The organism is Bacillus sp. ISL-18 (assembly GCF_018613415.1).
GTDB lineage: Bacteria > Bacillota > Bacilli > Bacillales > Cytobacillaceae > Neobacillus.
In genome coordinates this window covers 1-25968 of sequence record NZ_JAGGQG010000023.1, presented here as the reverse complement: position 1 = coordinate 25968, position 25968 = coordinate 1, and the positions used below count along the sequence as shown (strand labels likewise).

Genomic DNA, 25968 nt, shown 5'->3' with positions numbered 1-25968 from the left:
TCTCCGCTACGTCTAATGTCTTGTCAATCATTTCTATAATGGTTGTAAAAACCCTTAACCGTTTTAATCAGAAGGGGATCCCTTATAATCAGTAATCCAGCCAAATAAATGAATGCACCTGCGATCAACTGGATCACCGTTAACAGCATTGGCGGAACCGATAAAACCTTCCCTAAATAGACTGCCAGTATGAAAACAAACACACTGAGAATCAGATACTTACTAAATAACAGTAAAAAGTTTTTAAAGTGAAAATAGTTCCTTGCATAATACATTTGTAAGACTGCTCCAACTCCCTCGGCGACCAATAACGCAATCGTTGTCCCGATGCTTCCAAGTGAATGGACCAATAGCAAATTAATTAGTAAACTCAAAAAAGCACCAACTGTGACCGAAATGGTGTATTTATTTTGCTGTTGAGTTGCAACCAATATTTGAATACCAAATACATTAGCCAATCCCACAAAAATGATATCAGGACACATCAGAATCAACGTGTTTGAAACACTTTTGAATTCTGCTCCTAAAAACCATTTTACAAAATTAGGCGAAATGGCCATTAGGCCCAATGTCATCGGTAATGTAATCATCAATACAAACTGCAGTGTATAGTCCGTGTACTTTTTCAATTGTTCTTTGTTTCCCTTGGAAAACTCTGAAGCCATTCTTGGCAGTAAGACGGTTCCTAGTGAACTGATTAAGCCAATTGCTATTCTCGCCACTTTAGATGCCTGATTGTAATACCCCACCTGTATCTCACCAGAAACATTTCCCAGAACAATCCTGTTAATCAAGGCATAGACTTGGATCATTAATTGCGGAATAAACAATATAAAAATCGGGCGAATATGTTCTTTCAAATCCTTTATCGACAGCTTCACCAATTTAATTTCCTTAAATAAGGGCCTCCACATAATTAATTGCCCGATTAACAACGTACCACCATTAATGGCCACATATAATGGCAGGTCCTGTGAATGCTTCACGAAAGTAAAAATCAAAAAAATGCCTGCTATTTTAATCATCATATTTCGAATTGCAATCATTTTAATCTGCTCTTTGCCGATAAAATACCAGGATATATCCAAGCTATAGGATAATAGAGTTGAAATATGAATATAGTACAATTCTTTATGAGACGAAACAGTCTGAATAAAAATCAAGTAAACAATTAGGTTTAATATAGAGACAATGAGTTGGAAGGTAAATATAGACCAAAATTCAACTGAAGCTTCTTCCTGATTTTTTTTTATTGCGATTTGCCTGCTTCCGTACATCGGCAAACTTAACACAATAAAAACAATGAAAATCTGTACTACCGATAATACATAGGCATCCGTCCCTACTCCTTCAGCCTTCAAAATTCTTGCTATATATGGAGTCGTAATAAATGGGGTTAACATTAATAACAACTGATACAGGACGGTGAAAAAATAATTCGAGACAAGTTTACCCACTACATTAATTAACTCCTTCTTAGTTGACTAGATACTGTTCGAAACAAAATGTTTAATCATTTTTATTTTTAGCCAGCCCCCGGCTTTCTTTTGAAAAAACGGCAAATTACTCATCATGTTTTTTCTCATCGCTTTAAAGTGAGTTTCTTTTACAAACTGTTCTATTTCCGCATCAATTTGCGGATAACGCTGCAGTAGAATTTCCCTCGACCTTTTTTGCAGCTGCTCTTTTTCCGTTCCAAATGAACTTCCGCCAATGTGGTGAACATAGGCAGCCTTTGCCACCGCCAGTTTATACCCTTTTTGTCTGGCCCTCATGCACCAGTCCGTTTCTTCTCCATATCCGCGTTTAAACGCCTCAGCATCAAACACCCCAACCGTTTTTAATGCCGTTCTTTTCATGTACATGCAAAAACCGATTAACAGCGGTGTTTCGATATATCCAGATTCTTTACTTTTTTGGAACGCCGTTGCAAGCTCTTTAAACGAAAATAGTTCATTTACGGTACTATTGGGAGTGGGAAGTCCTGCTAAAACGCCGTAGTTACTCATTGGATTAATCGCGGCGATTGATTCATCGCTGCAGGCCACGTCAGCTAGGATTTCTAGCCAATTTCCAGTAACCAATGTATCACTATTCAGGATGATCACATCATTTTTCGTGATCGCAAACCCATTATTAACGTTCCCTGGAAAACCGAGATTCTCGTTATTTCGAATCGCAATGATATTTTTCGGGTATTTTTCCGAATAGTACTTTGTCATGTATTCGATCTGAACATCCGTACTTTTATCATCCAATAAATATAAATTAAATGTATCTTGGGGTGTATTCTCCAAAATGCTTTCAATGCAGTTGCGAGTTTCAGAGACTGAATTGTAAATCGGCAACAATATATCGACTTTTTTCATTTTACATCCTTCCTAACATTTCAAAGAACCGATTATGGCTTTGTTGTCCTCAGTTGATGTTGTTTTTTATATTCTCTTTTACCTTTTAATCATCTGTACAAACTGAGTGCTGCAAATCCTTTTGCAGCTTAACCACTATTCTTTCACCAACTACACCAGTCTCCGATTAATCACCTTATTAAAAAACCTATAAAAGTTATATGTCAATAAACTAATGATTGCCTTAGTGGCTCGTTCCTGACCTATATAATCATGAACGAGGATTTTGTAATAACGGGCTTTATTAACCAGGTGTGTTTTGGTCAAATAAGGATGTTTAGTGAAAAATTCCTTAAGTGCTTCTACCTCTTTTATCGTTTTACTAATACTATCTTCTTGGACTTCTACCTCTACAAGATTTTCATTTAAATGGTGAATGTTATAGTCTCTCGCCACTCTCAAAACAAAATCCCAATCTTGAAATCGTTTCAGGTCTTCGTCAAATAGAATGCTTTTTGCCACATTATTTTTTGTAAAAATGGTTTGGGTACTAATAAAATTTCCTTTCTCAAGCTGAGTGGCTATTTCTTTCGGCTTCACTTGCCGCTTGGGCACAATTCCATGTTTACTTCCTATAAGATTCATGCTGCAGAAACACAGATCAACACTTGGATTTTCAATCATGTATTGATATTGTTTTGCTATTTTTTCAGGTAACCATCTATCATCACTATCCTGAAAGGCGATATATTCACCCTTAGCCAACATAATCCCCGTATTTCTTGCACCATTTGCTCCTTTTTTAAATGAGTTGACTACATATTTTATTTTTTCACTATTAAACGACCGAACTACCTGTTCTGTTTGATCCGTTGAAAAGTCATCAACAATGATGATTTCATCGACAGGATATGTTTGTTCCAAGACACTTTCAATGGATTTTTTTATCTTGTCTGCTCGGTTATAAGTAGGTATAACAACAGTAATACTCAACTGATCACATCCCTCTCATTTTAAGGCTTTTCAATAAAGAAACCCTTCTTTACGCGGACACTATCAAGTTTCAGAGAGAATATTAATCACGCTCAACTTTAAAAGAATCATGGTCATTCCTTTTTAATTTTCTAAATTCCATCGGTTCGTCTGTATCTGATCCTCTCAATTGCTCCAAGGAAATTTCTGCTTCATCGACTTCAAAAACCAAGCCATCTACCATGAAATAAATCTTTTGACGAATCACCTTTGTACCCTCCTCTTTCATCCAATTAACAATATAAGATAAAAATGTTGACCTTCCTTTGCGGGATTGTAAATTTTCTGAAAATTTATCTATAATTTTTGTAAAGTAACCTCTGTCCAGATAAAGTGGAAATAATAAAACTGGTTGGTTGGCATTACCGGCAAAACACAAAAAACCTAGAGATGTTACCCCTAGGTTTGTCCTTTCTTATAAAGCAAGCTTGATAAGGTTGGAATCCGTATTAAGGAAATACACGAGCGGCTTGGACTTACATATATTAGTGGACAATAAATATCTATGTATTATATGACCTCCAATATGGAAGAAAAGGCAAACTGATGAAAGACCTTTTCTTTTTTTATGGATTCAGTGTTTTTTTGAAAACGAGGATAATATTAAGGAAAAGGAAAGCATATTACCATTTTAGATGTTGATATAACAAGCTTTTAAACCCCTTATTCATTATCCCACCCAGCTTACAGCAGGTTCAAGCACCGTTATTTTACCATTTTTAGAATCAAGATTTACACTTGCACCGATAGGAATTGTTGCTTTATATATTCCATGTGATGTAGTTAAATTTGTTATTAATGGCTTTCCTAAAGGGATTTATAAATCATTGATTACATCGTCCCAGCAATTTTAAGATGATTCAGATACCTATAAATCTTAGTCGAAGGTTCACTTTGTTCTTCTAATAGAAGAATTTTTCCTTTTGTATCAATCTCATATGGAGTTCCTAGACTATCTACAATGGAAGTCAAATTCCCACCCGCAATCCTGCCTGTAACATTACCAGGGACTAAACTTTTTATCGGAATATTAGGGGGATTAAGTATTTGTCTGGGTGATTGAAAGGTAGAAACAGCAGTATAGAAGGAAGTAAAGTTATATTCGGGTGTAGTTGGGACAAAATCCTCCAGCAATAGACCAATGAATGTGATTAAACCAGTGAACTGATATAACACATTTAAAACAATTGAAATGTCACTATATCCTGAAACAATCTTTGGGTTGCTTGCTATGATGTTATAGTCCAAATATGGTAAAACTCCTAAAGAACCTGTTCCACCACGAGTAGACAAAATCATCTTCACCCTTTTATCAACGAACATATCCATTAAATCAGATGCCCTTTGTTCATCCGTTCCAGCCACTATTCCAGTTTGGGCATAAACATGTTTCCCAAGTACCACATTAAGGCCACTGTTCTTAAGATTAGTTACAGCTTGGTTTATATATTCAGCTGGATAAGGACTAGCTAGAGTTACAATCCCAACGGTATCCCCACGTTGTAATACAGGTGGACGTGTTACCATATCCGTTCCTCCTAAGAGTTAGTTCCTTCTATTACATATGTATTTTGGGCATCATTGGTTACAACTCCAGAACTATGTCAGGAGGATAAAAAATGTAGTAATGGCGATTGTGTTACCTTTAGAAGAGACATATAAGTTAAATTAGACCCTAGAATGAGAATCGCAGGTTTGTATTTATTGCAACCTCGTTAGAGAAAAGGTGCTAGAAAATTGAAATTCGGGAATTTCCAAAAAACGACATGTTTCACGTGTAACATGTAGAATCTCGTCGTTTGACTTCTCGCATAGCTTTCCGTGGGCCTAAGACCACTCTATCCCTTCTTTTCCGAAAACATTTGAACTTTAAAAAAATAGCTCAGTTAAGTCCTGAGCCATTTGGTTGCATATTATTTATTTAATTTTACAAGTAAACAATCCATCCCCCCAGGTCGTTTCCCGCCCGTTATGAATTGGGGTAATTTCCAAAACTTTGTCCATATTTGTAATAATGATAGGAGTAATAATTTCTTTGTTTTTGCTTTTTAAATACTCTAAATCTACATTCACCAGTGGTTCGCCAATTTTAATAGTTGAACCGTTGCCAACCAGTACTTCAAAACCTTCCCCGTTTAATTCAACGGTTTCCAATCCAATATGGATAAGTATTTCTATCCCGTTTTTTGTCTTAATTCCAATTGCGTGTTTAGTAGGAAAAACCTGAATCACTTGACCGTTTACAGGTGAAACCAGTTTTCCGCTCTTTGGTACAATGGCAACCCCATCCCCAATTAGTTTCTGTGCAAAGGCAGGATCCGGCACCTCTGATAATGAAACAATTTCGCCGTCCATAGGTGAAAATACTTCTTCTACTAAACTCTTATTATTCTTAAATAGATTTTTAAACATGATAATTCCCCTTTATCACCTAATGATTCTTTGATCTTGACGATTCATAAATTCTTCTACTTCTTCGATGGAGAATTGGTTGCAGTCTCCATAAATGGTATGCTTTAAGGCTGCCGCAGCTGTTGCAAAAGAAACGGTATAATCAAAATCGCGTTTTGAAAGAATTCCATGTAAAATTCCTGCTGAAAATGCATCACCACCACCGACACGGTCAATGATTGGCGCGATGGTATGTTTTTTTGAACTGTAAACGAAGCATAATCTCTCCCAAAGCAAAACTTTACTCATCTGTTTGTCTCCTTACTGGTTAAGTATAAAATGTTCAAATGCATAAGCCACTCCATTTTCAGCATTCGACAGTGTAACAGCATCGCAGAGCTCTTTTACTGTAGGATCAGCATTCCCCATGGCGATCGATAATCCGGCTGCTTCAAGCATAGGAACATCATTAAAGTTGTCACCAATGGCAACGGTATCTTCCGTTGGAATACCATAGTATTCCGCAACCTTTTTGAGTCCATTACCTTTATTACCGTTTTGATCCATGATTTCAATGTTCCAGGGACCTGAAGAAGTGGTAATTATCCCTGAAATTCCATTGAGATGGATGGTTAACTCAGTTTTTTTCTCTCCATCAAAGATGGGCACAAAGAATTTTTGAACCGATAAGTCCTTCATGTCCATTAATTCTTGATAATTATCAATATAATTGAGGAGATCCGATTTCTGCGGCTGTTCAGTGATCCGTTTATAAAGGTTTTCTGACATCCCTTCCATTCTTTTTCCTTCGAGAGTCAGAGCCACTCGTTCTGACCAATCGGAAGGTACAAAGATTCCCTTGTTTGTGTAGATGCGATAAGGAATCCTATCCTCATCTAATTTGTCTGCTATTTGTGAGACATTTTCCATATTCATGGAAACATTGGCTAAAAGCTTTCCTTCGGCTTGTACAAGGGTTCCATTGCTTCCGGCAATGGGACAGGAAAAGTCACATTTTTTTAAAATTTGTTCGATATCCTCAGGGGCTCGGCCCGAGCAGATCATAATAATGTGCCCCTCGTTTTGTGCCTTTTCTAGCGCCTGAAGATTCTCATTTGTAATGTAATTTTCCAAAGACAATAATGTACCATCTAAATCGATTGCAATAAGCTTCATAGCATACACCCCATTACTTTCTGATTGCGTTAAGTTTCTCTATATATTGCTTTGCTAAAGTGGTAATTTTGTCAAAATCGCCGCTTTTGTCCGGTGCGATTAGATTGCCGCCAATGCCGACAGCAGAACATCCCTTAGCAAACCATTTTTCCATGTTTTCTAAATTTACTCCGCCAGTAGGCATGATATTCACCTGTGGCATCGGCGCTTTAACAGCACTCACAAATTCTGGTCCCAAAGCACTTCCTGGGAATAGTTTGATGATATCAACACCAGCTTTTAAAGCCGTTGAGATTTCGGTCAGTGTCATGCATCCCGGTAAATAGGGAATCTGGTATAAATTACACAATTTAGCTGTTTCGTCGTCAAAGTATGGACTTACAATATAGTCAGCGCCTGCCATGATCGCAATTCTTGCCGTAACTGCATCCAATACGGTCCCTGCACCTATAACAATATCCTGATGGTCTACATACTTATTCTTTATCTCTTGAACTGCCATTTCTGCCTGCGGCACGGTAAAGGTCAATTCCAGTCCGGTAATGCCCCCTTTAACAAGGGCATCAGTTATGCTCAAAGCCTTCGTTTTAGAATCTGCCCGAATAACCGCAATTACTCCGCTGTTTATTAATTTGTTTAAAATCGATACTTTTTTCAAATTGATCACCTGTTTTTTTATTTTTTCTCAATCAAAAAAGAAAGGCTCGACTACCGTTAGGCAATCAAGCACTTTCTTTGTTAGCTTATCCGATTTTTCTGAGAGTTTGAACGTTGTCTATTTCGCTATTGCGATTCTTTTTAACAATCAAATAAGTGAGGGCAAATGAACCGCCGATAGCGATTGCAATTCCGATTAAAGCATATGGGAAATAAGGTCCGACATATGCAACCAAACTTACAATACTTGAAAGAATATATCCGTAAATTCTAACTCCCATTGTAGCAAAGAAAGTGGAAGCCACTGCGCTGCCGATTGAACATGCAATAAAGGCTTTTTTATTCTTAATCAATACCCCGAATAATGCTGGTTCTGTGATACCTAGGATGGCTGAAAGAGCCGCAGAAAAAATGACTGATTTTTCCGCTTTGCTGTTGGTTTTGAAAACCATTGCAAAAGTGGCGCCGGCAATTGACATATTGGTCATAAACATCATTGGCATTAACATGTCATACCCTTTATCGGCGAAGTTCTGAAGCGCTATCGGTGTGATAGCATGGTGCACCCCAAATACAATTTCAATCGGTCTGAATCCGCCCATGACAACTCCTGCCAAGATTGGAGAAATATCAAATAAGGATTGAATAATAAAACCTATACCTTTACCTACATATTCGCCCAATGGACCTGTTACCAATAATGAAAAAGGTATTGCAATAAATAATGTTAAAGTAGGGGTAAATACCGTTCTCAACAGGTTTGGCATAAATCGGTCAACCCACTTATAAATATAGCTTAATGCCCATACTGACAAGATAACCGGTATAACCGCACTAGCATAATTATAAACAGGAATTGGCAAACCAAAAAAGTCAAAGGAATGAATCTTGCCCAGTTTAGCGGCGTTGATTAAGGTTGGGTACATAAAGCCGCCTGCAATCGCGATGGCAAGGTATTGATTGACTTTAAAGATTTTTGCTGCAGATGCTGCCAGGAAAAATGGCAGGAAGTAAAATACGCCGCTTGAAATCAAGTCTAGTATTTTTACCGTATCGGTTTCAGCTGATAAAACTTTTAATGCAATTAAACCGGCGATTAGACCTTTAATCATACCTGCTCCGGCGATGGCTGGAACGATTGGTCCGAAAACGCCGGATACAACATCCAATAATCGTCCGAAAGGTCCTTTTTTCTTAGTATCTGCCTTTTCGTCGATTTCTTCTCCATCGATCCCCAATTCCTCTGACAAAACAGAGTAATATGTTTGTACGTTTGTCCCGATAATGATTTGATATTGATCGCTTTGTAATTGCTCTCCGATAACGCCATTCAATTGCTTTATTTGATCATGTGAGATTAAAGACTGATCATATAAATCGAAGCGAAGCCTTGTCATGCAATGCCAAGCTTTCTTTATATTTCCTTTCCCTCCCACGTATTCTATGATTTTTTTGACCGTTTCCTTTTCTTTCACTTCGTTTCATCTCCCTTAAATTGAATCTAGTTCCAATTAAACTTTCTAAATTGCACTTTGATTTGACAAGCTCATAATAGCATAGTGAAAAAATTTTTGAAAACGGTTTAAAACAACCAAAAAAATCACGGAACCCTCCTCATATCAATGGTTTTTGCGGAATTCTATTCTAAATTGGTATGGAAAATTGCTTTATTTCACTAACCTTTCTGACCAAATTGACGTTGCATTTTTACTGTGTTTAAATCTAATTATAAATCACTTTGATTTGACACAATTGAATGCAGAGAGAAGGAGAATCAAAGTTGGAACCCACCATTATTAAAGATATTAAATCATTTGTGACCAATCCACATCGACATAATCTTATTGTTGTCAAAATAGAAACAAATAAAGGCATTTTCGGATATGGATGTGCCACTTTTCAGCAGCGCCCATTAGCTGTTCAAACCATTATTGATGAATACTTAAGGCCTCTCTTGATTGAACGTGATGCAAACCATATAGAGGATTTATGGCAATTAATGATGGTTAATTCCTATTGGAGAAATGGCCCGGTTATTAATAATGCCATTGCTGGTATTGATATGGCTTTATGGGATATCAAGGCAAAGCTAGCTAACATGCCTCTTTACCAATTGCTTGGGGGACAGTCCAAAAATGCGATTGCGGCATATGGCCATGCGGACGGGCTTACGCTCGAGGAACTTTTTCATAATGTTGATACGCTAATTGAACGAGGATTCCGCCATATCCGCTGTCAATTAGGTAAATATGGCGGCAAAAATCATGATATGCACTTAACCACTCAACTAAGTGAAGGTGAATATTTTGATCCGGACATCTATATGAAAGATGTTGTGTATATGTTTAAAGCTTTAAGAGAAAAGTATGGCTATTCCATTCATTTCTTGCACGATGTCCATGAAAGACTGTTTCCGAATCAGGCACTTCAATTGGCCAAAGATCTGGAACCATATAAACTTTTCTTCCTCGAGGATATCCTGCCTCCGAATCAAACCGAATGGCTGTCTCAGTTGAGAACACAATGCACAACACCTATCGCCATTGGTGAGCTGTTTAATAACCCAATGGAGTGGAAAAATCTGATTGTCAATCGGCAGATTGATTTTATTCGCTGCCATGTTTCCCAGATTGGCGGTATCACACCTGCCCTGAAGCTCGCAGCACTTTGCGAAAATTTTGGTGTCCGAATTGCGTGGCATGGCCCATCTGACATGACTCCAATTGGGGTTGCTGTCAATACTCATTTAAATATTCATCTTCATAATGCAGCGATTCAAGAGATTCAGGAACCCGATGAAACAACGAAGGAAATGTTCCCTCATTCAGTTGAAGTAGTGGATGGTTATATATATCCAATTGAGAGAGTTGGTATTGGCGTTGATTTTAATGAAGATATGGCTAAAGAATATCCAGTGAGATATAGAATGCATGAATGGACTCAAGCACGTATTCCAAATGGTTCAATTCATACACCATAATTAAACAAACCCTCTTTAGCATATTGCTTTAGAGGGTTTTTAAAAACTTCCCTGAGGTAAGCATGATGAAAAAAAGAGATTTCATTGCAGATGATATCCTAAGTAAGATTTATCAAAATAAATACAAAGCTGGAGAAAAGATTCCTACTGAAAGGGACCTTGCGAAGCAATATGATGTTTCACGATATACCATTCGGGAGGCATTGAAAAAACTCGTCAATATTGGATGTATCAAAATCATCCAGGGTTCAGGAATTTTTGTAAGTGATACTAAATATAAAAGTCCATTAATTTATAATTCATTAACTGAAAAAAAATTTAAAGATATTGAATCAAAGATGATCTTTTTAAAAAAGATTACACCTGATGCGGAATTAGAAAAAATCTTTGATATCAACGGGCAAAATGCAAAGTTATGGGAGTACAAACGGGTTAGGATAGTCGATTATCAAAAAGTACAAATTGAAACGACCAAATTACCCTATTCCTATTTTCCAGATTTAAATGAAGCGGTAGTAACAAGCTCCGTACATGATTATGTACAACAAAACGATTACCAAATATCTCACTTCATCACCACATATAGTGCCGTAAATGTCAGTAAAGAAGATGCTGAGCTCCTCAATTGCAAGAAGGGTATTGCGGCAATGAAGATTGTCAATAGAGGGATTCTGCAAAACAGTAAAGTGTTTGAATACAGTGAAATTATTAATTTAGATTATTCCGTTTCCTATTTTACACCGTTTAACCCTTACAGTCATAAGTACAGAAAGAATTAATACTCTTTGCAAGCGGCTACCCTAATGAATTTTGTTTAGGAATTCAAATGGAGGATGAAAAAACCACACAAAAAACCACTCCCTAATTTTAATAGGAAGTGGTTTTTGCTATTTATATAAATTATTTACATGACTACTTCTCGGAAAGGATCAAAAAATAGTTTTAACTATTTATAAGATGAAAGGCTCAAAAGCCTTACATCATGCCGCCCATTCCACCCATGCCGCCCATGTCAGGCATTCCAGCAGCACCAGCAGGTTCTGGCTTATCAGCCACAACAGCTTCAGTAGTTAAGAACATAGCAGCTACAGATGCAGCATTTTGAAGAGCTGAACGAGTAACCTTAGTTGGATCAACGATACCAGCTTCGATCATGTTTACCCACTCGCCGTTAGCTGCGTTGAAGCCTGTTCCAACTTCTTCACGCTTTAAGCGGTCAACGATAACAGATCCTTCAAGACCAGCATTGTGTGCAATTGTACGAACTGGCTCTTCCATTGCACGTAGAACAATGTTGATACCTGTTGCGATATCGCCTTCTTCTTGAAGCTCAGCAACACGGCTGTACACGTTAAGAAGGGCTACACCACCACCGGATACGATACCTTCTTCAACAGCTGCACGAGTTGAGTTCAATGCATCTTCAATACGAAGTTTGCGCTCTTTTAATTCAGTTTCAGTAGCGGCACCAACTTTGATAACTGCTACACCGCCAGCTAATTTAGCTAAACGCTCTTGTAATTTTTCACGGTCAAATTCAGAAGTAGTTTCTTCTAATTGAGTACGGATTTGGTTTACACGAGCTTGAATCTCTTCTGTGGCACCAGCACCTTCAACAATTGTTGTATTTTCTTTTGTTACAACAACTTTAGCAGCACGGCCTAAAGAAGAAATTGTTGCAGATTTAAGATCACGGCCAAGCTCTTCAGTGATGACTTCACCGCCTGTTAATGCAGCGATATCTTCAAGCATCGCTTTGCGACGATCACCAAAGCCAGGAGCTTTAACAGCAACAGCATTGAATGTTCCGCGAAGTTTGTTTACTACTAATGTAGATAATGCTTCACCTTCGATATCTTCCGCAACAAGTAATAATGGCTTGCCTTGTTGTACTACTTGCTCAAGAACTGGAAGGATTTCTTGAATGCTAGAAATCTTTTTGTCTGTGATTAAGATATATGGGTTATCTAAAACAGCTTCCATTTTGTCAGTGTTTGTTACCATGTAGGCAGAAACATAACCACGGTCAAACTGCATACCTTCAACAACATCTAACTCAGTTGTGAAGCCTTTAGATTCTTCGATTGTGATAACGCCGTCGTTACCAACGCGTTCCATTGCTTCTGCAATCAATTGACCTACTTCTTCGTCAGCAGCAGAGATCGCCGCAACTTGTGCGATTGATGCTTTGTTTTCGATAGGTTTAGAGATCGCTTTTAATTCTTCAACTGCAGTAGCAACTGCTTTTTCAATTCCTTTGCGGATACCCATTGGGTTCGCACCAGCTGTAACGTTCTTTAACCCTTCACGAATCATCGCTTGAGCAAGAACTGTTGCAGTTGTTGTTCCGTCACCGGCAACATCGTTTGTTTTGCTAGCTACTTCAGCTACTAATTTAGCACCCATGTTTTCGAATGCATCTTCTAATTCGATTTCTTTTGCGATTGTTACACCATCATTAGTAATTAGTGGAGAACCGAATTTTTTCTCAAGAACCACGTTGCGTCCTTTAGGTCCAAGCGTAACTTTTACTGCATTTGCTAGAGCATCAACACCACGAAGCATTGCGCGGCGTGCATCTTCACTAAACATAATTTCTTTAGCCATTGTAAAAAAACCTCCTCGTATTTTTACTCTGAATCTATTTCTTTAAAGGTTCCATAACTGACATCTATGTGTCAGGCTTAAATGCTTTTATTTACTCGCCTACTACAGCAAGAATATCGCTTTCACGTAAAATTAAGTATTCAACACCCTGGTATTTCACTTCAGTACCAGCGTATTTTGAGAAGATAATACGATCACCTACAGCCACATCAAGTGCTACACGCTCACCGCTTTCAAGAACACGGCCAGTACCAACGGCAACAACTTTTCCTTCCTGAGGCTTTTCTTTCGCTGAATCCGGTAATACGATTCCGCTTGCAGTTTTTTCTTCTGACTCCACAAGCTCAATAATAATACGATCACCTAAAGGTCTTAACAATTCAAACAACCTCCTCAAATATATGTAGTTTTTTCTTTATTAGCACTCTCCTCTGATGAGTGCTAACACAATTATTATAATAATGAATCTTAAAATCTTTTGCAAGTAGGATGCATAAATTTTTACAAAGAAATTTTCATTTCTACAACCTTATAAAGTATGTGAAAAAGCAGGCAATCTATACCTCCTTTTTAAAAGAAATGAACTATTTAGGGTTTCCACAGCCAGAGTCCTTTAAATATTATTAAACAGTACATCTAAATTGAAACAAACACTGTTTTAAGAGTAAAATAAATATTAGTGCTTATATCGGACCTATTCATAATCGTTAGTTACTCGTTGCATCCTATAACTATACATAAAGGAGATTGTCATTTGAAAAAGGAATATTGGTGGGTCATTATTGTTTATATAGCTATGCAGTTTTCAAGTCTAGTGGGGCTTCCCATCTTAATCTTTGGCTTTAAACATTTCGATATCAGTCAAAAGCTTGCTGTTCCTGTTTATCTGATTGCCAGTTTTTCAATCGCCTTGATCATTATCCTCCTTATTTTACGGAAGGAAATGAATACACGTAGTTTGGATGAGAAAGGGACTTCGTTTGGATATTCGGCAATGTGGGCTGTATTTGGGGTATTTTTAGCTTTATTTGCCCAGTATGTTGCAGCTATAATCGAAAGCCTTTTAGGGATTAAAATGGGTTCGGAGAATACACAGGATATTCTGAAAATCATTGAAACCCTGCCGCTGGCAATCCTTGTAACCAGCATCATTGGTCCTATTCTGGAAGAAATCGTTTTTCGCAAAATTATTTTTGGTGCACTATTTAAACGATATAATTTTTTCATCTCGGCATTAATTAGTTCCGTTATCTTCGCATTAGCCCACATGGAGCCTGTGCATATTTTACTTTACTCGGCAATGGGCTTTACGTTTGCATTTCTCTATGTCAGAACAAAACGTATTATTGTTCCGATCTTTGCTCATGTATCGATGAACACAATGGTTGTTTTGGTTCAATCTGTTTATAAAGATGATATTGAACGGCTAAGACGAGAGGCGGAAGCGATTCAAAACTTTATCGGAGGCTTTCTATGAGACGTTCACCCTTGTTTTCCGGTTTTATCTACCTCTTTCTCGGCACGCTGTTTACTTACTTTGCCATCGACCATGTCCAAACAAACGGCTGGGGATTCTTCGGCTACCTGCTCGTGATACTAGCCACGTTCGACTTTGGCTCCGGCGTCAAAATGATCCTTTTTCATATAAAGTATAAAAATAATGTGAAGAAGTAAGAAAAGGTGACAGGCACCCATGGTGCCTGTCACCTTTTCTTTTATTTCGATGGTGCTTGTGTGTTTAATCTGAGACGGTCTTTGCCGAGTATAAAGATAAAGAGGAATGCGATTCCTGCCGGGACTAGTGCCCATGTAAAGGTGTGGACGATGGAGCTCGATAGGGCATCTGTGATTTTGTCTAAGATTTGTGGAGGAATGTGACTTCTTGCTTCTTCCGATAAGAGTGAACGCGAATCGCCAAACGGCTGCCCCTTCATCTGCCCCATTCCCGAAAAGGCATCTTTCAGCCCCGCGTTTAGATTGCTTCTTTGGATCGTTCCAAATATGGTAATACCGATGGTCATCCCGAGCGATCGAATAAAGTTACTGGTTGACGTAGCTGAACCCCGCTGCTCCATACCAAATGGATGAATCGCCGCCATGCTTAAAACAGAGAACGAGAAACCAACACCTAAACCGATGACAATCATATAAACCGTCAGCAGAGCCCTGGTTGTATCCGGCGAGATGCTGCTTAACAGCAAAAATCCGATTATCAAAATGAGGCCAGATAAAAACATAATGTTACGGTAACTCATCTTGGTCGTCAAAAATCCACCTGTTTGGGCCGTCACCACTGAGCCAAGCATCATTGGCAATAAAATGAGGCCTGAATTGGTCGCTGTTCCGCCGTATACCCCTTGTACAAAGATCGGAATATACACAGTGGCCGCCATAAACGCAGCTCCATAAAATAAGCTGACAAGTGTACTTCCGGCAAATAAACGGTTCTTAAACATCGTAAATGAAATGATCGGGTCCTTTGCTTTTGTTTCAATATATAAAAAGAGTAAGAAAAGAACGGTGAAGCCTGCAAATAAGCTCAAAATAATACTAGAATCCCAATCAAATTTTTGCCCGCCAAGCTCTAGGGCAAACATTAAACAAACAACGGACCCAATTAAAGTAATAGCCCCCCACCAATCGATTCTCTGTTTCTGGTGGATCGGTGATTCTTTGTAGGCAATCGAAACAAACAACAAGGATAAGATTCCAAGTGGTAAATTGATATAGAAAATCCAATGCCAGCTGATATGGTCCGTAATATAGGCTCCCAATAACGGACCAAAGATACTGGATAATCCGAAAACAGCTCCAAACAATCCGCCCATTTTCCCGCGTCTTTCAGGAGGAAATAAATCAAACATGATCGTAAAGGCAATCGGAACTAAGGCTCCGCCGCCAATGCCCTGAATCGCCCGGTAGATGCTTAGCTGTGTAATGGTTTCCGCTGTTCCGCATAATGCAGAACCAATCATAAATAAGATCAACCCGAAGATGAAGAATCGTTTACGCCCATACATATCGGATAATTTCCCGAATATTGGCATCCCGGCCATCTCTGCCACCATATAAGCTGAAACCACCCAGACAAAGCTTTCCAGCCCGCCGAGGTCGCCAACAATGGTTCCCATTGCTGTTACCACAATCGTATTATCCATGGAAGCCATCAGGATCCCTAGTAACAATCCTGCAACGACCAGACCTAACTTACTTTCCTTTTCAGTCATTCGATTACCCCTTTACACTTTTGTCTTAGAGTTGATTGCTGACGATGAATCGCTTTTCAATTCCGTTGTATATTCCACAAGGCCGATTTGACAGCCGGGGCCAATCTTAACGGTATTGCCGCGGACCACTTCAGCAGTTGTATTTTCTAAGTAAATATCATCACCCTCGATTACTTTGGCCGAAAGAGTCCCTTCCTCTCTTCCGAACGGGAGGATCGAGTTTTTCTTTCTTTTGACGACAATTTCCCGCCGCCGATTTCCTCTGTCGTGCTTTGCCCGAATCGCAGCGCAATCTTGACTTTATCTGCTGTTAGTAATCCTTTGATGTCGAAGCCGCCGCTCGAATCAAACGTTTCAAATTCGACATCTCCTTTAACAGAGATACTTCCTTTTATGGTCGCCACATCTCCGCTTAACTTTTGGCCCACTTCCAGCAGACCAAATACCTTCATCTTCTTCAGACTGGCATTCCGGCCGACCACCAGCGTCCCCATCACAAGCGTATCGTTAGCCGCCACATCTCCTTTCACTTCGGCCTCACCCATAATTTTTACCAAGCCTGTTTTCACATTATCTTTCGCCTCACTCGTACCATACACATGAAAGGCAGAACATTCGACGTCGGTTACAATCATCCCCTCACCACGGATGCTGACTTTATCATATATGCCGCCTGGGTAGCTTCCTGAACCATTAATAATTAGATTTTGACCCTTGCCCATTTTCTTCTCCCTCCTCCTAAACCTTCTGAATATCCCCTACAACCGAATTTTTATCTTGAGAAAATTCATCCGTATACTCCACCACACCGATCTGACAATTCGGACCTATTTTCACTTGATGGCCTCGGACCACCTTTGCCACGGTATTTTCCAGCTCAATTTTGTCGCCCTCAATCAAATCAGTTTCTAACTGGTTTTTGAAAAAAGGTTTAAAAATAGCACCGATAAACGACCCTTTATGTTGTTTAACGGTAATGGTCTGCCCGCCAATTTCCTTTGCCTTACATTCCCCATAAACCTCCACATCGATTTCCTCTGCATTGAGAAGACCGCCAATGGTAAAGCGATATTTCCCTTTAAAACTCTCAGCTTCACAGTCTTCACCCACGGTTAAAATACCATGAATGGCGATCTGTTCTGCTTTTACTTTGCCTTCAACATTGACTTTTCCGGAGACCTTTACGTTTTTCACTAAAAGATCTTGGGCAACTTTAGCTGTCCCATCCACTTTCAGCTTCTCGCCCTCAATCGTTCCATGAAACCGGGCATTGCCGTTAACTTTTACATTTGTGGCTGCTACATTCCCCTTCAACGTTCCGGAGCCGTTACATTCTAATTCCTCACACTCGATCTCACTATTAATGGTCCCACTTCCATTCAGCGTCACCAGCGAAAAATGTCCCCCATTGGATGAACCAAGTCCATTGATGACCAGGTCGCCTCTTCGATTCGTTTCCATAGCCATTCTCCCTTATAATAATTTCGCTTTGATTTCTTCCATACATGTCATAATTGATAAAACAGTGACCACTTTCGTTCCCTGTTCAAAATGAACGCCCTCTGAATTGATAAGCAGCAGGCAGGATGATACACCAAGCTTTCTCGTCATCACTACTTCACATTTCTTCTGTTTGATCAGCTGCGTATGATCCTTTAAGACTTGAAGCACCATTTTGCCTTCTTCTAAATTGATTTCACCTGACTGCAAAAGTTTCTCCAATACATAAACTTCAATTATTCTTGAAAAAGTAAACTGATGACCGCCCTTATCCATTTCCAAATAGATATCCATAACAGGAGGTGAAACAATGTTACGTTTTACAAGATCATCCTTTTCCAACTTTAAATCACTAATATTTGGAGAAAACATATCAGCCAATTCATCCAAAGATAAATTATCCTTCATGGTCTGGATTTTATGAATCCGCTCTAACACCTTTTCCTTTGGAAAGAACGTTTCCTGTCCAGTAAAGGTGGATTTTCGAATAAACCACTCTTCGGGGATCAGATCCTTCCGTTTCCACCGGTAAAGCTGCCCATAAGAAATATCAGCCATTTCCAGCAGTTCTTTTTTTGAAATTAACTCGTCACTCATTTTTAGTTAACCCCTTTCTAAAAACAGTGTAACATAACACTGTTACGCTAGTAAAGATGTAAAAAAAGTGTTTCACTAATTTTTGTAAGTGAAACACCTTTTCCTTATTATTCTTCTATTTCTTCTGTTGGATAATGTTTTAAGAAGTAGACTAACGACTGCAGTTCAACTGCCAAGTCAATGTGATGTACCCTAATCGATGCAGGAACATTTAGTCGTGCCGGTGTAAAGTTCAAAATCCCTCTGACTTCTGCCTTTGCCAGCCTGTCGGTAATCACTTGGGCAACAGGGGCTGGCACCGTAAGAATAACAACGGATATCTTTTCCTCTAAGAGCACCTTTTCGAGATCCTCCATGGGATAAACAGGAACTTCCCGAACTTTTCCTCCCATTTTTTCCGGATCAACATCAAAAGCAACCTCTATTTTGGTATTATTGTTTTTTAAGAAATTATAGTTCAAAAAGGCGGTTCCTAAATTACCAACTCCGATTAACGCAACCTTTGTTAGCTCATCTTGATCAAGTGTCTTACGGAAAAAGGTTAACAGATAATTGACATTGTAGCCGTATCCTTTCTTCCCTAAGGCTCCAAAGTAAGAAAAATCTCGGCGAATCGTTGCACTGTCTACCTTTACGGCTTCACTTAGTTCCGCAGACGAAACTCTTTGTTTCCCGGAAGTATGCAGATTTTTTAAAAACCGATAATAGAGGGGCAGCCGTTTGGCTGTCGCCTGTGGTATCTTCATCGTTTCATTACTCATAATCTCCCACACCCCATTCCCAAAATGAATAAATATTATTTAACTTGCTCTGTTCTTTTAAAGTCTCCATTTTTTCCGCCTGTTTTCTCAACTAAGTATGTCGGTCCAATGATCATACCTTTATCTACTGCCTTGCACATATCATAAACGGTTAAAGCGCAAGCTGAGGCAGCTGTGAGCGCTTCCATTTCAACACCTGTATTTCCTTTTGTTTTCACGGCTGCAGCAATATGCAATTGATGGCTCTCATTTCGGCCTTTTTCCCATGAAAAGGATATATTGACCCCTGTTAATGGAATCGGGTGACACATTGGAATAATGTCCCATGTTTTTTTGGCAGCCATTACCGCCGCTACCTGTGCGACCGCTAACACATCGCCTTTTTTCATCTCATGGTTCGTTATTTTTTGATAGATTTCCTCACTTACAGTAATACTCGAATGAGCAAGAGCCGTTCGTGTCGTTTCGGGTTTGTCACTAACATCCACCATTTTCGCTCTGCCTTCGTCATTGAAATGCGTAAATTCTGACATAAAAAAATCCCCCTACGAAAAAATAATACACTATTTTTACCACAATGTGTGTGAAAGTTTGAACGAATATGCACTTTTTCTTGAAAAAGGTGCCATAAAACCTCACTTTATTGCCGACCTTACGCTAATACGGTACACTATTTATATAGCAGAGACCGATTTGTTTCTTATATAAGTGAAAGATTTCACTTATAAGATGAAATGGACTATAGCTTGTATCCTATAATGGCATAATCCTACGTTTTGTTTTTTAAATAGAGGTGAATAGAAATGATTTTACTACAAGTAAACCAACTGCAAAAATATTATGGTGCTGACCTTATTTTATCGAATATAAAGCTTGAATTACAAACCCGCGACCGCGTTGCTCTTGTCGGCCGAAATGGCGCTGGGAAATCAACGTTATTAAAGATTATCGCCGGACACCTGTCCCATGATGGCGGCGAGATTATTAAACCTAAGGATGTAACCATCGGATATTTAGCACAAAATACCGGACTAGAATCAAATTTGTCGATTTGGGATGAGATGTTAACCGTCTTCGAACCGCTTCGATTGATGGAAAAGTCGCTTCGCCAGCTCGAAGAACAAATGGCCGATCCTAGTATTTTTGAAGACAGTGCAAAATACGAGCGTATTTTAAAAGAATATGATCAGCTTCAGGTGAAATTTAAAGAACAAGGCGGCTATCAATATGAGGCGGATATTCGCTCTGTCCTTTATGGATTAAACTTTCATGATAATTCTCTGATGATCACAAGCTTAAGCGGAGGGCAAAAGACCCGGCTCGCTTTAGGAAAGCTGTTATTAACAAAACCTGATATTTTAATATTGGACGAGCCAACAAACCATCTCGACATCGAAACCCTTTCCTGGCTGGAGCAATATTTACAGGGATATGATGGTGCCATTTTGATTGTTTCCCATGACCGTTATTTTTTAGATAAAGTGGTCACCCAAGTTTATGAAGTATCACGGAAACAAATCCAACGGTTTACCGGGAACTATAGTGCCTATCTTGATCAAAAGGCTGCCAATTATGAGCGCGATATGAAACTCTATGAAAAACAGCAACAAGAGGTTGCGAATCTGCAAGACTTTATTCAACGCAATCTCGCTAGGGCCTCCACCACGAAACGCGCGCAAAGCCGTCGTAAAAAGCTAGATAAAATGGAGTTAATGGACCGGCCGCTTGGCGATGAGAAATCAGCCACTTTCTCTTTTGAAATTGAAAAACAAAGCGGCAACGATGTGTTAGCGGTAGATTCCTTGGCTGTAGGCTATGAAGGTAAAAAGGTCTCGGAGGATATTTCGTTCCGCGCCTATAAAGGAGAAAGTATTGCATTAGTCGGACCGAATGGAATTGGGAAATCCACTCTCTTAAAGACCATTGTCAAGAAGCTGCCGCAATTAGCGGGGACCATCCGCTATGGGACCAATCTTGCCATTGGCTACTATGATCAGGAGCAAGCAGAATTAACCTCAAATAAACGAGTGTTAAATGAATTATGGGATGATTATCCATTAAAAAGCGAAAAGGAAATCCGGACAGTTTTAGGCAATTTCCTCTTTTCCGGCGACGATGTGTTGAAAATTGTCTCCACCTTAAGCGGCGGTGAAAAAGCACGGCTCGCCCTTGCCAAGCTTATGCTAGAAAAAGCCAATTTGCTGATTCTAGATGAGCCAACGAACCACCTCGACCTCGACAGCAAAGAAGTACTTGAAAATGCCTTGATTGATTATCCTGGTACGATCCTTTTCGTCTCACATGATCGATATTTCATTAACCGGATTGCTACTAAGGTGCTGGAGTTGAGTCCTAAGGGCAGCCTAGAGTATTTGGGAGATTATGATTATTATGTTGATAAGAAGCTCGAGCAGGAAGAATTAGCCGCACTGGCACTAGCGGACGCTGCTAAGAAAACGGCTGAAAAGGATTCACCCGAAAAAAATAGTTATCAACAGGATAAAGAGAGTAAAAAACTTGAACGTCAGCGAAAAAGACGCTTAGATGAAGTGGAACAGCGAATTGAGGAACTTGAGGAGCAAATTCAAGCGTTTGAACAACAGTTATGTGACCCAGAGGTTTTTCAAGACCATGAAAGGGTATTAGAAATTAATCTACTTACTGAAAAAGCAAAAACAGAACTTGAGCAGTTGATGGATGAATGGGCGGCTCTTGCCGAATAATGACGAAACCGGGAGTATTTTCCCGGTTTTTTTTTAGCAAGAAATTTAGTTGTCCACAAGGTTACGCACATTTTAGATAGCATAAATATAAACATTCGTCGCAGTTTTCCACATTATCCACAGTTATCCCCAATTTTATCCACACTATCAACAGATTGTTGATATCTATCCACAAATTGTGAATATGTTTTTTATTTTTCAGAATATTTTATCCACAGGTGCTTAATATCGACAGAAACTCGTAAGAAAAGCGCAAGCGCCCTAGTCAGCGGCGTATGGCCTCCTGGTGGAGTGCTTCAACTGAGAAGTTCTAAATTGAAAAAGCCCTTCCGATTCGGAAGGACTATTCATTATATAATTCAATATCGAGTCCAGGATTGGCATTAAGGTTCAAGCCAGCCCTGATTCCTTTTTCAAACATCACACTGCCGGCTGCAGCAATCATTGCTGCATTATCCGTACATAATGAAAGAGGGGGAATCACCAATTCAACCTCAGGGTGTTTTGAAAAGGTTTGTTCCAAGGCGGTTCTTAGTCCCTTATTCGCAGCAACACCACCTGCAACTACTAGCTGGTTAACTTTGTACTCTGCAACAGCTCTCTCTGTCTTTTTCACAAGCACTTCAATGACACTTTCTTGAAAGCTTGCTGCTAAGTCCTCAGGGGCAATTACCTCGCCGCGCTGCTCTGCATTGTGAACCGTGTTGATAACGGCTGACTTTAACCCACTGAAACTAAAGTCGTACGATCCTTCCTCAAGCCATGCTCTTGGCAAATCAATGGTCGGTTTCCCTTCATGGGCCAGCCGATCAATATGAGGGCCGCCTGGATAAGGCATATTTAAAGTTCTTGCCACCTTATCATACGCTTCACCAGCAGCATCGTCCCTTGTTTCCCCAATCACTTTAAAGTGACCATGCTCCTTCATATAAACAAGCTCTGTATGCCCGCCTGAAACGACAAGAGCCAGCAATGGGAATTTTAGTTCAGTTACCAACCTATTTGCATAAATATGACCAGCGATATGATGAACTGGCACCAGTGGCTTGTTATGAGCGAAGGCAAGCGCCTTAGCAGCATTTACGCCAATTAATAACGCGCCCACTAAACCAGGGCCTTCTGTAACCGCGATAGCATCTATTTCCGAAAACGTTAGCTTAGCCTGGCGTAATGCTTCTTCTATTACGATTGTTATTTGTTCAACATGGTGACGAGAGGCGATTTCAGGTACAACCCCGCCAAATCTTTTATGACTCTCAATTTGTGATGCCACCACATTCGCTGCGATTTCACGGCCATTTTTTATAATCGCAACGGCGGTTTCATCACAGCTAGTTTCAATTCCTAATACCCATAAATCTTTTGTCATAAGTTCACCCACATAATTAATGCATCTTCCTGATTATCGGAATAATAATTTTTTCGAATCCCGCCGTTTTGAAAACCGAATTTTCGGTAAAGGGATTGAGCGACATGATTGGTCACACGGACTTCAAGTGTCATACTCCTTGCTCCCATTTCTCGGGTTGTCGAGATTAGTTTTGATAATAAAGCTTCGCCCAGTTTCTTGCCTCTATATTCCGGACGAATCGCTATATTGGTTACATGGGCTTCATCAATGACTACCCATGTTCCGCAATATCCAACAATTTTTTCATTTTCCTCAAGGACAATATAAACGGCAAATTTATTATTGTGTATTTCATTAAAAAATGCCTCGCGACTCCATGGTGTGGTAAAGGAGGCATGCTCAACTTCTAATACCTGGTCAATATCCTCTTCCCTCATAAAACGAAAAACATAAGAATCTACCATTTATCTCTAACCCTATCCATTTAGAATTTTTCCCTTTGCCTCCAGCCATTTTGCTTCCGCTTCTGCCAAGCGAATATAATTGGGAACAAAGGTATGTAAATCTTCACCTGGTTTATCCTGCCCTAATCCCGCCAGTTCTGCTGGACGAGGATTGTGCTCTGTTACACCCGCAAAGATTGCTTTATTGCCTAAAATCTCTTCAATTTTAGCCTGATGCAATGGTAAATCATTTCCGACAAATAAAATAGGTTTGTCCATTTCTTGTAGATCAACGGCCCAGTCAGTCAACATAACGAGCTGATCCTGTCTTACAGCTGTTAACTTACTGTTTTGATATTGATAGAGAGCTGTATATACCTGCCCCCTTCTGGCATCAAATATTGGTGATACGTACCCATCAAAGTATCGCCCTGTTCCAGCTGCTAAAATTTCAAGGCTTGAAATCCCAACTAGGGGTATATTTAAGGTCCAGGCTAACGTTTTTGCAACGGTTACGCCTATTCTAACTCCTGTATAAGATCCAGGCCCTTTTGCAACCACGATCTTCGTTAAATCAGCAGGTACTCTGTCGCAATCCTTCATTAAGGTTTCGATTGCAGGCATTATTCGAACAGAGTGGTTTTTCTTTAAGTTGGTAATATATTCACCAAGCACTTGATTATCCTCTAACAGCGCTACTCCTAAAACATAATTAGAAGTATCTATCGCTAAAATGGTCATCTAAACTATCTCCTTACATAATTGCTCATATCTTTGTCCTTTAGGCTGTAAGACAATTTTCCGCTGATCCTGACCTTGATGGTATAAAAAGATGGTTAGCCGTTCTTCTGGCAGCTGCTCTTCAATAAGATGAGCCCATTCCACAACGGTAACTCCTTCCCCTTCAAAGTATTCATCAAAGCCTAGGTCTTCGTATGCATCAGCTACTCGGTATACATCCATATGATACAATGGAAGCCGTCCTCGATATTCTTTGATGATTGTAAAGGTAGGACTATTCACTGTCTTTTTTACTTCTAATCCCTTGGCTAAGCCTTTAGTAAACGTAGTTTTTCCAGCACCAAGGTCGCCCTCAAGAGCAATAACGTCGCCTGGCTGCAGATACGTTGCGAGTCTTTCCGCAAATTGCGAAGTATCACTGTCACTTGATGTCGTTAATTCAAATTCCTTCATCCAATCACCTAACTTTACTCTAACAATACTTTAGTTTCATTTTACCCTTATTTAGGTATAAAAAAAACCTTAGGATACTTCCTAAGGGTGAATACCTATGTAGTTTATAAGAATTTTGGCTTTAATTTGTACTCATCAGGGGATGAAGCAGCGTTACAAGGTTTCACTTGGATTTTGTTCTTTGTTATAAATAGAACAACTGCTCTATTGGACAAATCCCTCCGATTTCCTAATAAAATGTCCATTAGCACTGGTCTATTGGACAATTTCATCGGACCTTTTAAAAAACTGTCCGTTAAAGATAAACGGATCGGTCTAAGTAAGATGAAAGAGTTAGAAATTCAAAAGTCTTCATTAAAAAATATTCAAAAAGGTATTTCACCTTTTACCCTGTATTTTAAGGCAAAAAAAAAAGACGAAAACCATGTTTCGACTAGTTTTGAAAAAATATGGCGGTCTGGACGGGACTCGAACCCGCGACCTCCTGCGTGACAGGCAGGCATTCTAACCAACTGAACTACCAGACCAAATTGCGGGGGCAGGATTTGAACCTACGACCTTCGGGTTATGAGCCCGACGAGCTACCAGACTGCTCCACCCCGCGATAATAAAAAGTATAAAGTTTGGAGCATGCTCCATGTTTTGTTACTGACTGTCCCCATCTCAGAAAGCTTATTCAAGCAGCAGCTCAATGGTTACAACTCGCAGATTATTCATTGAAGCAACGCTCGTTGCTCCACCCCGCGATAATAAAAAATGTTACATTTGTTTAATTAGATAAACAGCCTGGCAACGTCCTACTCTCACAGGGACAAAGTCCCAACTACCATCGGCGCTGAGAAGCTTAACTTCCGTGTTCGGTATGGGAACGGGTGTGACCTTCTCGCCTTAATTGCCAGACTATTTAGTTGAAAGAAGTTCATTCTCTCAAAACTAGATAATATATAGAAGAAGTAAAAACGAGTTCGCTTATAACTATGG

26 protein-coding genes, 2 tRNA genes, 1 rRNA gene and 1 pseudogene are annotated in these 25968 nt (G+C 39.4%); 5 read left to right on the top strand and 25 right to left on the bottom strand.

From position 1 onward, the window contains the following. Window positions 1–23: 23 nt before the first annotated feature. From J7E81_RS25355 to J7E81_RS25310, 10 genes and pseudogenes are all read right to left on the bottom strand, one after another. A complete protein-coding gene (locus tag J7E81_RS25355; protein ID WP_215046714.1) occupies window positions 24–1457 on the bottom strand; it encodes an oligosaccharide flippase family protein in 1434 nt (477 codons plus the stop codon). 27 nt (window positions 1458–1484) lie between these two features. Then, a complete protein-coding gene (locus J7E81_RS25350) occupies window positions 1485–2369 on the bottom strand; it encodes a glycosyltransferase family 2 protein (protein WP_215046712.1) in 885 nt (294 codons plus the stop codon). A gap of 150 nt (window positions 2370–2519) precedes the next feature. Next, entirely contained in the window at window positions 2520–3341 is an 822-nt protein-coding gene (locus J7E81_RS25345; RefSeq protein ID WP_215046710.1) for a glycosyltransferase family 2 protein, read from the bottom strand. 82 nt (window positions 3342–3423) lie between these two features. After that, window positions 3424–3588: a hypothetical protein gene (locus J7E81_RS25340; RefSeq protein ID WP_215046708.1), complete on the bottom strand. Its 165-nt coding sequence runs from the start codon at window positions 3586–3588 to the stop codon at window positions 3424–3426. Window positions 3589–4050: 462 nt separating this feature from the next. After that, window positions 4051–4907 (bottom strand): annotated as a pseudogene (locus tag J7E81_RS25335) (S66 peptidase family protein). A gap of 390 nt (window positions 4908–5297) precedes the next feature. Next, window positions 5298–5792 (bottom strand): PTS sugar transporter subunit IIA, encoded by a 495-nt coding sequence (locus J7E81_RS25330; protein WP_215046706.1) that lies wholly within the window; start codon window positions 5790–5792, stop codon window positions 5298–5300. A 15-nt stretch (window positions 5793–5807) separates the two neighbouring features. Further along, the gene (locus J7E81_RS25325; RefSeq protein ID WP_215046705.1) at window positions 5808–6080 is read right to left on the bottom strand and encodes a PfkB family carbohydrate kinase; all 273 of its coding nucleotides are present in this window, start codon (window positions 6078–6080) and stop codon (window positions 5808–5810) included. A 12-nt stretch (window positions 6081–6092) separates the two neighbouring features. Then, on the bottom strand, window positions 6093–6947 hold the full coding sequence (locus tag J7E81_RS25320) for a Cof-type HAD-IIB family hydrolase (protein WP_215046703.1): 855 nt from the start codon (window positions 6945–6947) through the stop codon (window positions 6093–6095). 13 nt (window positions 6948–6960) lie between these two features. Next, window positions 6961–7605, bottom strand: coding sequence for a bifunctional 4-hydroxy-2-oxoglutarate aldolase/2-dehydro-3-deoxy-phosphogluconate aldolase (locus J7E81_RS25315; RefSeq protein ID WP_215046701.1), 645 nt, complete (start codon window positions 7603–7605; stop codon window positions 6961–6963). An 85-nt stretch (window positions 7606–7690) separates the two neighbouring features. Beyond that, window positions 7691–9079 (bottom strand): PTS transporter subunit EIIC, encoded by a 1389-nt coding sequence (locus tag J7E81_RS25310; protein ID WP_215046699.1) that lies wholly within the window; start codon window positions 9077–9079, stop codon window positions 7691–7693. A 305-nt stretch (window positions 9080–9384) separates the two neighbouring features. Here J7E81_RS25310 and J7E81_RS25305 point away from each other — a divergent pair, with 305 nt between their 5' ends. After that, the gene (locus tag J7E81_RS25305) at window positions 9385–10584 is read left to right on the top strand and encodes an enolase C-terminal domain-like protein (protein ID WP_215046697.1); all 1200 of its coding nucleotides are present in this window, start codon (window positions 9385–9387) and stop codon (window positions 10582–10584) included. A 65-nt stretch (window positions 10585–10649) separates the two neighbouring features. Further along, complete coding sequence (locus J7E81_RS25300) at window positions 10650–11363, top strand: GntR family transcriptional regulator (protein WP_215046695.1); 714 nt, start codon at window positions 10650–10652, stop codon at window positions 11361–11363. A 196-nt stretch (window positions 11364–11559) separates the two neighbouring features. Here the strand turns inward: J7E81_RS25300 and groL are convergent, their stop codons facing one another. Then, window positions 11560–13191 (bottom strand): chaperonin GroEL, encoded by a 1632-nt coding sequence (groL, locus tag J7E81_RS25295; RefSeq protein WP_215046693.1) that lies wholly within the window; start codon window positions 13189–13191, stop codon window positions 11560–11562. A 91-nt stretch (window positions 13192–13282) separates the two neighbouring features. After that, entirely contained in the window at window positions 13283–13570 is a 288-nt protein-coding gene (gene groES / locus J7E81_RS25290; protein WP_215046691.1) for a co-chaperone GroES, read from the bottom strand. A gap of 375 nt (window positions 13571–13945) precedes the next feature. Between groES and J7E81_RS25285 the strand changes: the two genes are divergently transcribed. After that, on the top strand, window positions 13946–14668 hold the full coding sequence (locus tag J7E81_RS25285; protein ID WP_215046689.1) for a CPBP family intramembrane glutamic endopeptidase: 723 nt from the start codon (window positions 13946–13948) through the stop codon (window positions 14666–14668). After that, the gene (locus J7E81_RS25280; protein WP_215046687.1) at window positions 14665–14865 is read left to right on the top strand and encodes a YdiK family protein; all 201 of its coding nucleotides are present in this window, start codon (window positions 14665–14667) and stop codon (window positions 14863–14865) included. The genes J7E81_RS25285 and J7E81_RS25280 overlap by 4 nt, the downstream gene beginning before the upstream one ends. Window positions 14866–14906: 41 nt before the next feature. On the opposite strand, the gene J7E81_RS25275 is transcribed toward J7E81_RS25280, so the two are convergent. The 6 genes from J7E81_RS25275 to moaC all read right to left on the bottom strand — a co-directional run bounded on the left by J7E81_RS25275 (window position 14907) and on the right by moaC (window position 19809). Further along, on the bottom strand, window positions 14907–16418 hold the full coding sequence (locus J7E81_RS25275; RefSeq protein ID WP_215046685.1) for an MDR family MFS transporter: 1512 nt from the start codon (window positions 16416–16418) through the stop codon (window positions 14907–14909). Between the two features lie 170 nt (window positions 16419–16588). Continuing rightward, window positions 16589–17140, bottom strand: coding sequence for a cytoplasmic protein (locus J7E81_RS25270; RefSeq protein WP_215046683.1), 552 nt, complete (start codon window positions 17138–17140; stop codon window positions 16589–16591). Between the two features lie 16 nt (window positions 17141–17156). Beyond that, window positions 17157–17879 (bottom strand): polymer-forming cytoskeletal protein, encoded by a 723-nt coding sequence (locus J7E81_RS25265; protein ID WP_215046681.1) that lies wholly within the window; start codon window positions 17877–17879, stop codon window positions 17157–17159. 12 nt (window positions 17880–17891) lie between these two features. Further along, a complete protein-coding gene (locus J7E81_RS25260) occupies window positions 17892–18515 on the bottom strand; it encodes a YhbD family protein (protein WP_215046679.1) in 624 nt (207 codons plus the stop codon). Window positions 18516–18622: 107 nt separating this feature from the next. Further along, window positions 18623–19276: a redox-sensing transcriptional repressor Rex gene (locus J7E81_RS25255; RefSeq protein WP_215046677.1), complete on the bottom strand. Its 654-nt coding sequence runs from the start codon at window positions 19274–19276 to the stop codon at window positions 18623–18625. 35 nt (window positions 19277–19311) lie between these two features. Then, on the bottom strand, window positions 19312–19809 hold the full coding sequence (gene moaC, locus J7E81_RS25250) for a cyclic pyranopterin monophosphate synthase MoaC (RefSeq protein WP_215046675.1): 498 nt from the start codon (window positions 19807–19809) through the stop codon (window positions 19312–19314). A gap of 270 nt (window positions 19810–20079) precedes the next feature. On the opposite strand from moaC, the gene J7E81_RS25245 reads away from it, so the two are divergent. Further along, window positions 20080–21999 carry an ABC-F family ATP-binding cassette domain-containing protein gene (locus tag J7E81_RS25245; RefSeq protein WP_215046673.1) on the top strand — a complete coding sequence of 640 codons (1920 nt, stop codon included), beginning with the start codon at window positions 20080–20082 and terminating at the stop codon, window positions 21997–21999. 343 nt (window positions 22000–22342) lie between these two features. Here the strand turns inward: J7E81_RS25245 and tsaD are convergent, their stop codons facing one another. From tsaD to rrf, 7 genes are all read right to left on the bottom strand, one after another. Continuing rightward, entirely contained in the window at window positions 22343–23368 is a 1026-nt protein-coding gene (tsaD, locus tag J7E81_RS25240) for a tRNA (adenosine(37)-N6)-threonylcarbamoyltransferase complex transferase subunit TsaD (RefSeq protein ID WP_215046671.1), read from the bottom strand. Then, entirely contained in the window at window positions 23365–23814 is a 450-nt protein-coding gene (gene rimI / locus J7E81_RS25235; protein WP_215046670.1) for a ribosomal protein S18-alanine N-acetyltransferase, read from the bottom strand. The genes tsaD and rimI overlap by 4 nt, the downstream gene beginning before the upstream one ends. 12 nt (window positions 23815–23826) lie before the next feature. Further along, window positions 23827–24534 (bottom strand): tRNA (adenosine(37)-N6)-threonylcarbamoyltransferase complex dimerization subunit type 1 TsaB, encoded by a 708-nt coding sequence (gene tsaB / locus J7E81_RS25230; RefSeq protein WP_215046668.1) that lies wholly within the window; start codon window positions 24532–24534, stop codon window positions 23827–23829. After that, window positions 24535–24987: a tRNA (adenosine(37)-N6)-threonylcarbamoyltransferase complex ATPase subunit type 1 TsaE gene (gene tsaE, locus J7E81_RS25225; protein WP_215046666.1), complete on the bottom strand. Its 453-nt coding sequence runs from the start codon at window positions 24985–24987 to the stop codon at window positions 24535–24537. Window positions 24988–25437: 450 nt separating this feature from the next. Then, window positions 25438–25514, bottom strand: a tRNA-Asp gene (locus J7E81_RS25220). Window positions 25515–25517: 3 nt separating this feature from the next. Continuing rightward, a tRNA-Met gene (locus J7E81_RS25215) sits at window positions 25518–25591 on the bottom strand. 180 nt (window positions 25592–25771) lie between these two features. Continuing rightward, window positions 25772–25887, bottom strand: a 5S ribosomal RNA gene (rrf, locus tag J7E81_RS25210). Window positions 25888–25968: the final 81 nt, after the last annotated feature.

Coding starts and splice junctions, on each gene's coding strand:
- J7E81_RS25350 (WP_215046712.1), bottom strand. CDS start 2,369: ATGAAAAAAGTCGATATATTGTTGCCGATTTACAATTCAGTCTCTGAA.
- J7E81_RS25330 (WP_215046706.1), bottom strand. CDS start 5,792: ATGTTTAAAAATCTATTTAAGAATAATAAGAGTTTAGTAGAAGAAGTA.
- J7E81_RS25325 (WP_215046705.1), bottom strand. CDS start 6,080: ATGAGTAAAGTTTTGCTTTGGGAGAGATTATGCTTCGTTTACAGTTCA.
- J7E81_RS25320 (WP_215046703.1), bottom strand. CDS start 6,947: ATGAAGCTTATTGCAATCGATTTAGATGGTACATTATTGTCTTTGGAA.
- J7E81_RS25300 (WP_215046695.1), top strand. CDS start 10,650: ATGAAAAAAAGAGATTTCATTGCAGATGATATCCTAAGTAAGATTTAT.
- groL (WP_215046693.1), bottom strand. CDS start 13,191: ATGGCTAAAGAAATTATGTTTAGTGAAGATGCACGCCGCGCAATGCTT.
- J7E81_RS25280 (WP_215046687.1), top strand. CDS start 14,665: ATGAGACGTTCACCCTTGTTTTCCGGTTTTATCTACCTCTTTCTCGGC.
- J7E81_RS25275 (WP_215046685.1), bottom strand. CDS start 16,418: ATGACTGAAAAGGAAAGTAAGTTAGGTCTGGTCGTTGCAGGATTGTTA.
- J7E81_RS25270 (WP_215046683.1), bottom strand. CDS start 17,140: ATGGGCAAGGGTCAAAATCTAATTATTAATGGTTCAGGAAGCTACCCA.
- J7E81_RS25265 (WP_215046681.1), bottom strand. CDS start 17,879: ATGGAAACGAATCGAAGAGGCGACCTGGTCATCAATGGACTTGGTTCA.
- J7E81_RS25260 (WP_215046679.1), bottom strand. CDS start 18,515: ATGAGTGACGAGTTAATTTCAAAAAAAGAACTGCTGGAAATGGCTGAT.
- J7E81_RS25255 (WP_215046677.1), bottom strand. CDS start 19,276: ATGAGTAATGAAACGATGAAGATACCACAGGCGACAGCCAAACGGCTG.
- moaC (WP_215046675.1), bottom strand. CDS start 19,809: ATGTCAGAATTTACGCATTTCAATGACGAAGGCAGAGCGAAAATGGTG.
- J7E81_RS25245 (WP_215046673.1), top strand. CDS start 20,080: ATGATTTTACTACAAGTAAACCAACTGCAAAAATATTATGGTGCTGAC.
- tsaD (WP_215046671.1), bottom strand. CDS start 23,368: ATGACAAAAGATTTATGGGTATTAGGAATTGAAACTAGCTGTGATGAA.
- rimI (WP_215046670.1), bottom strand. CDS start 23,814: ATGGTAGATTCTTATGTTTTTCGTTTTATGAGGGAAGAGGATATTGAC.
- tsaB (WP_215046668.1), bottom strand. CDS start 24,534: ATGACCATTTTAGCGATAGATACTTCTAATTATGTTTTAGGAGTAGCG.
- tsaE (WP_215046666.1), bottom strand. CDS start 24,987: ATGAAGGAATTTGAATTAACGACATCAAGTGACAGTGATACTTCGCAA.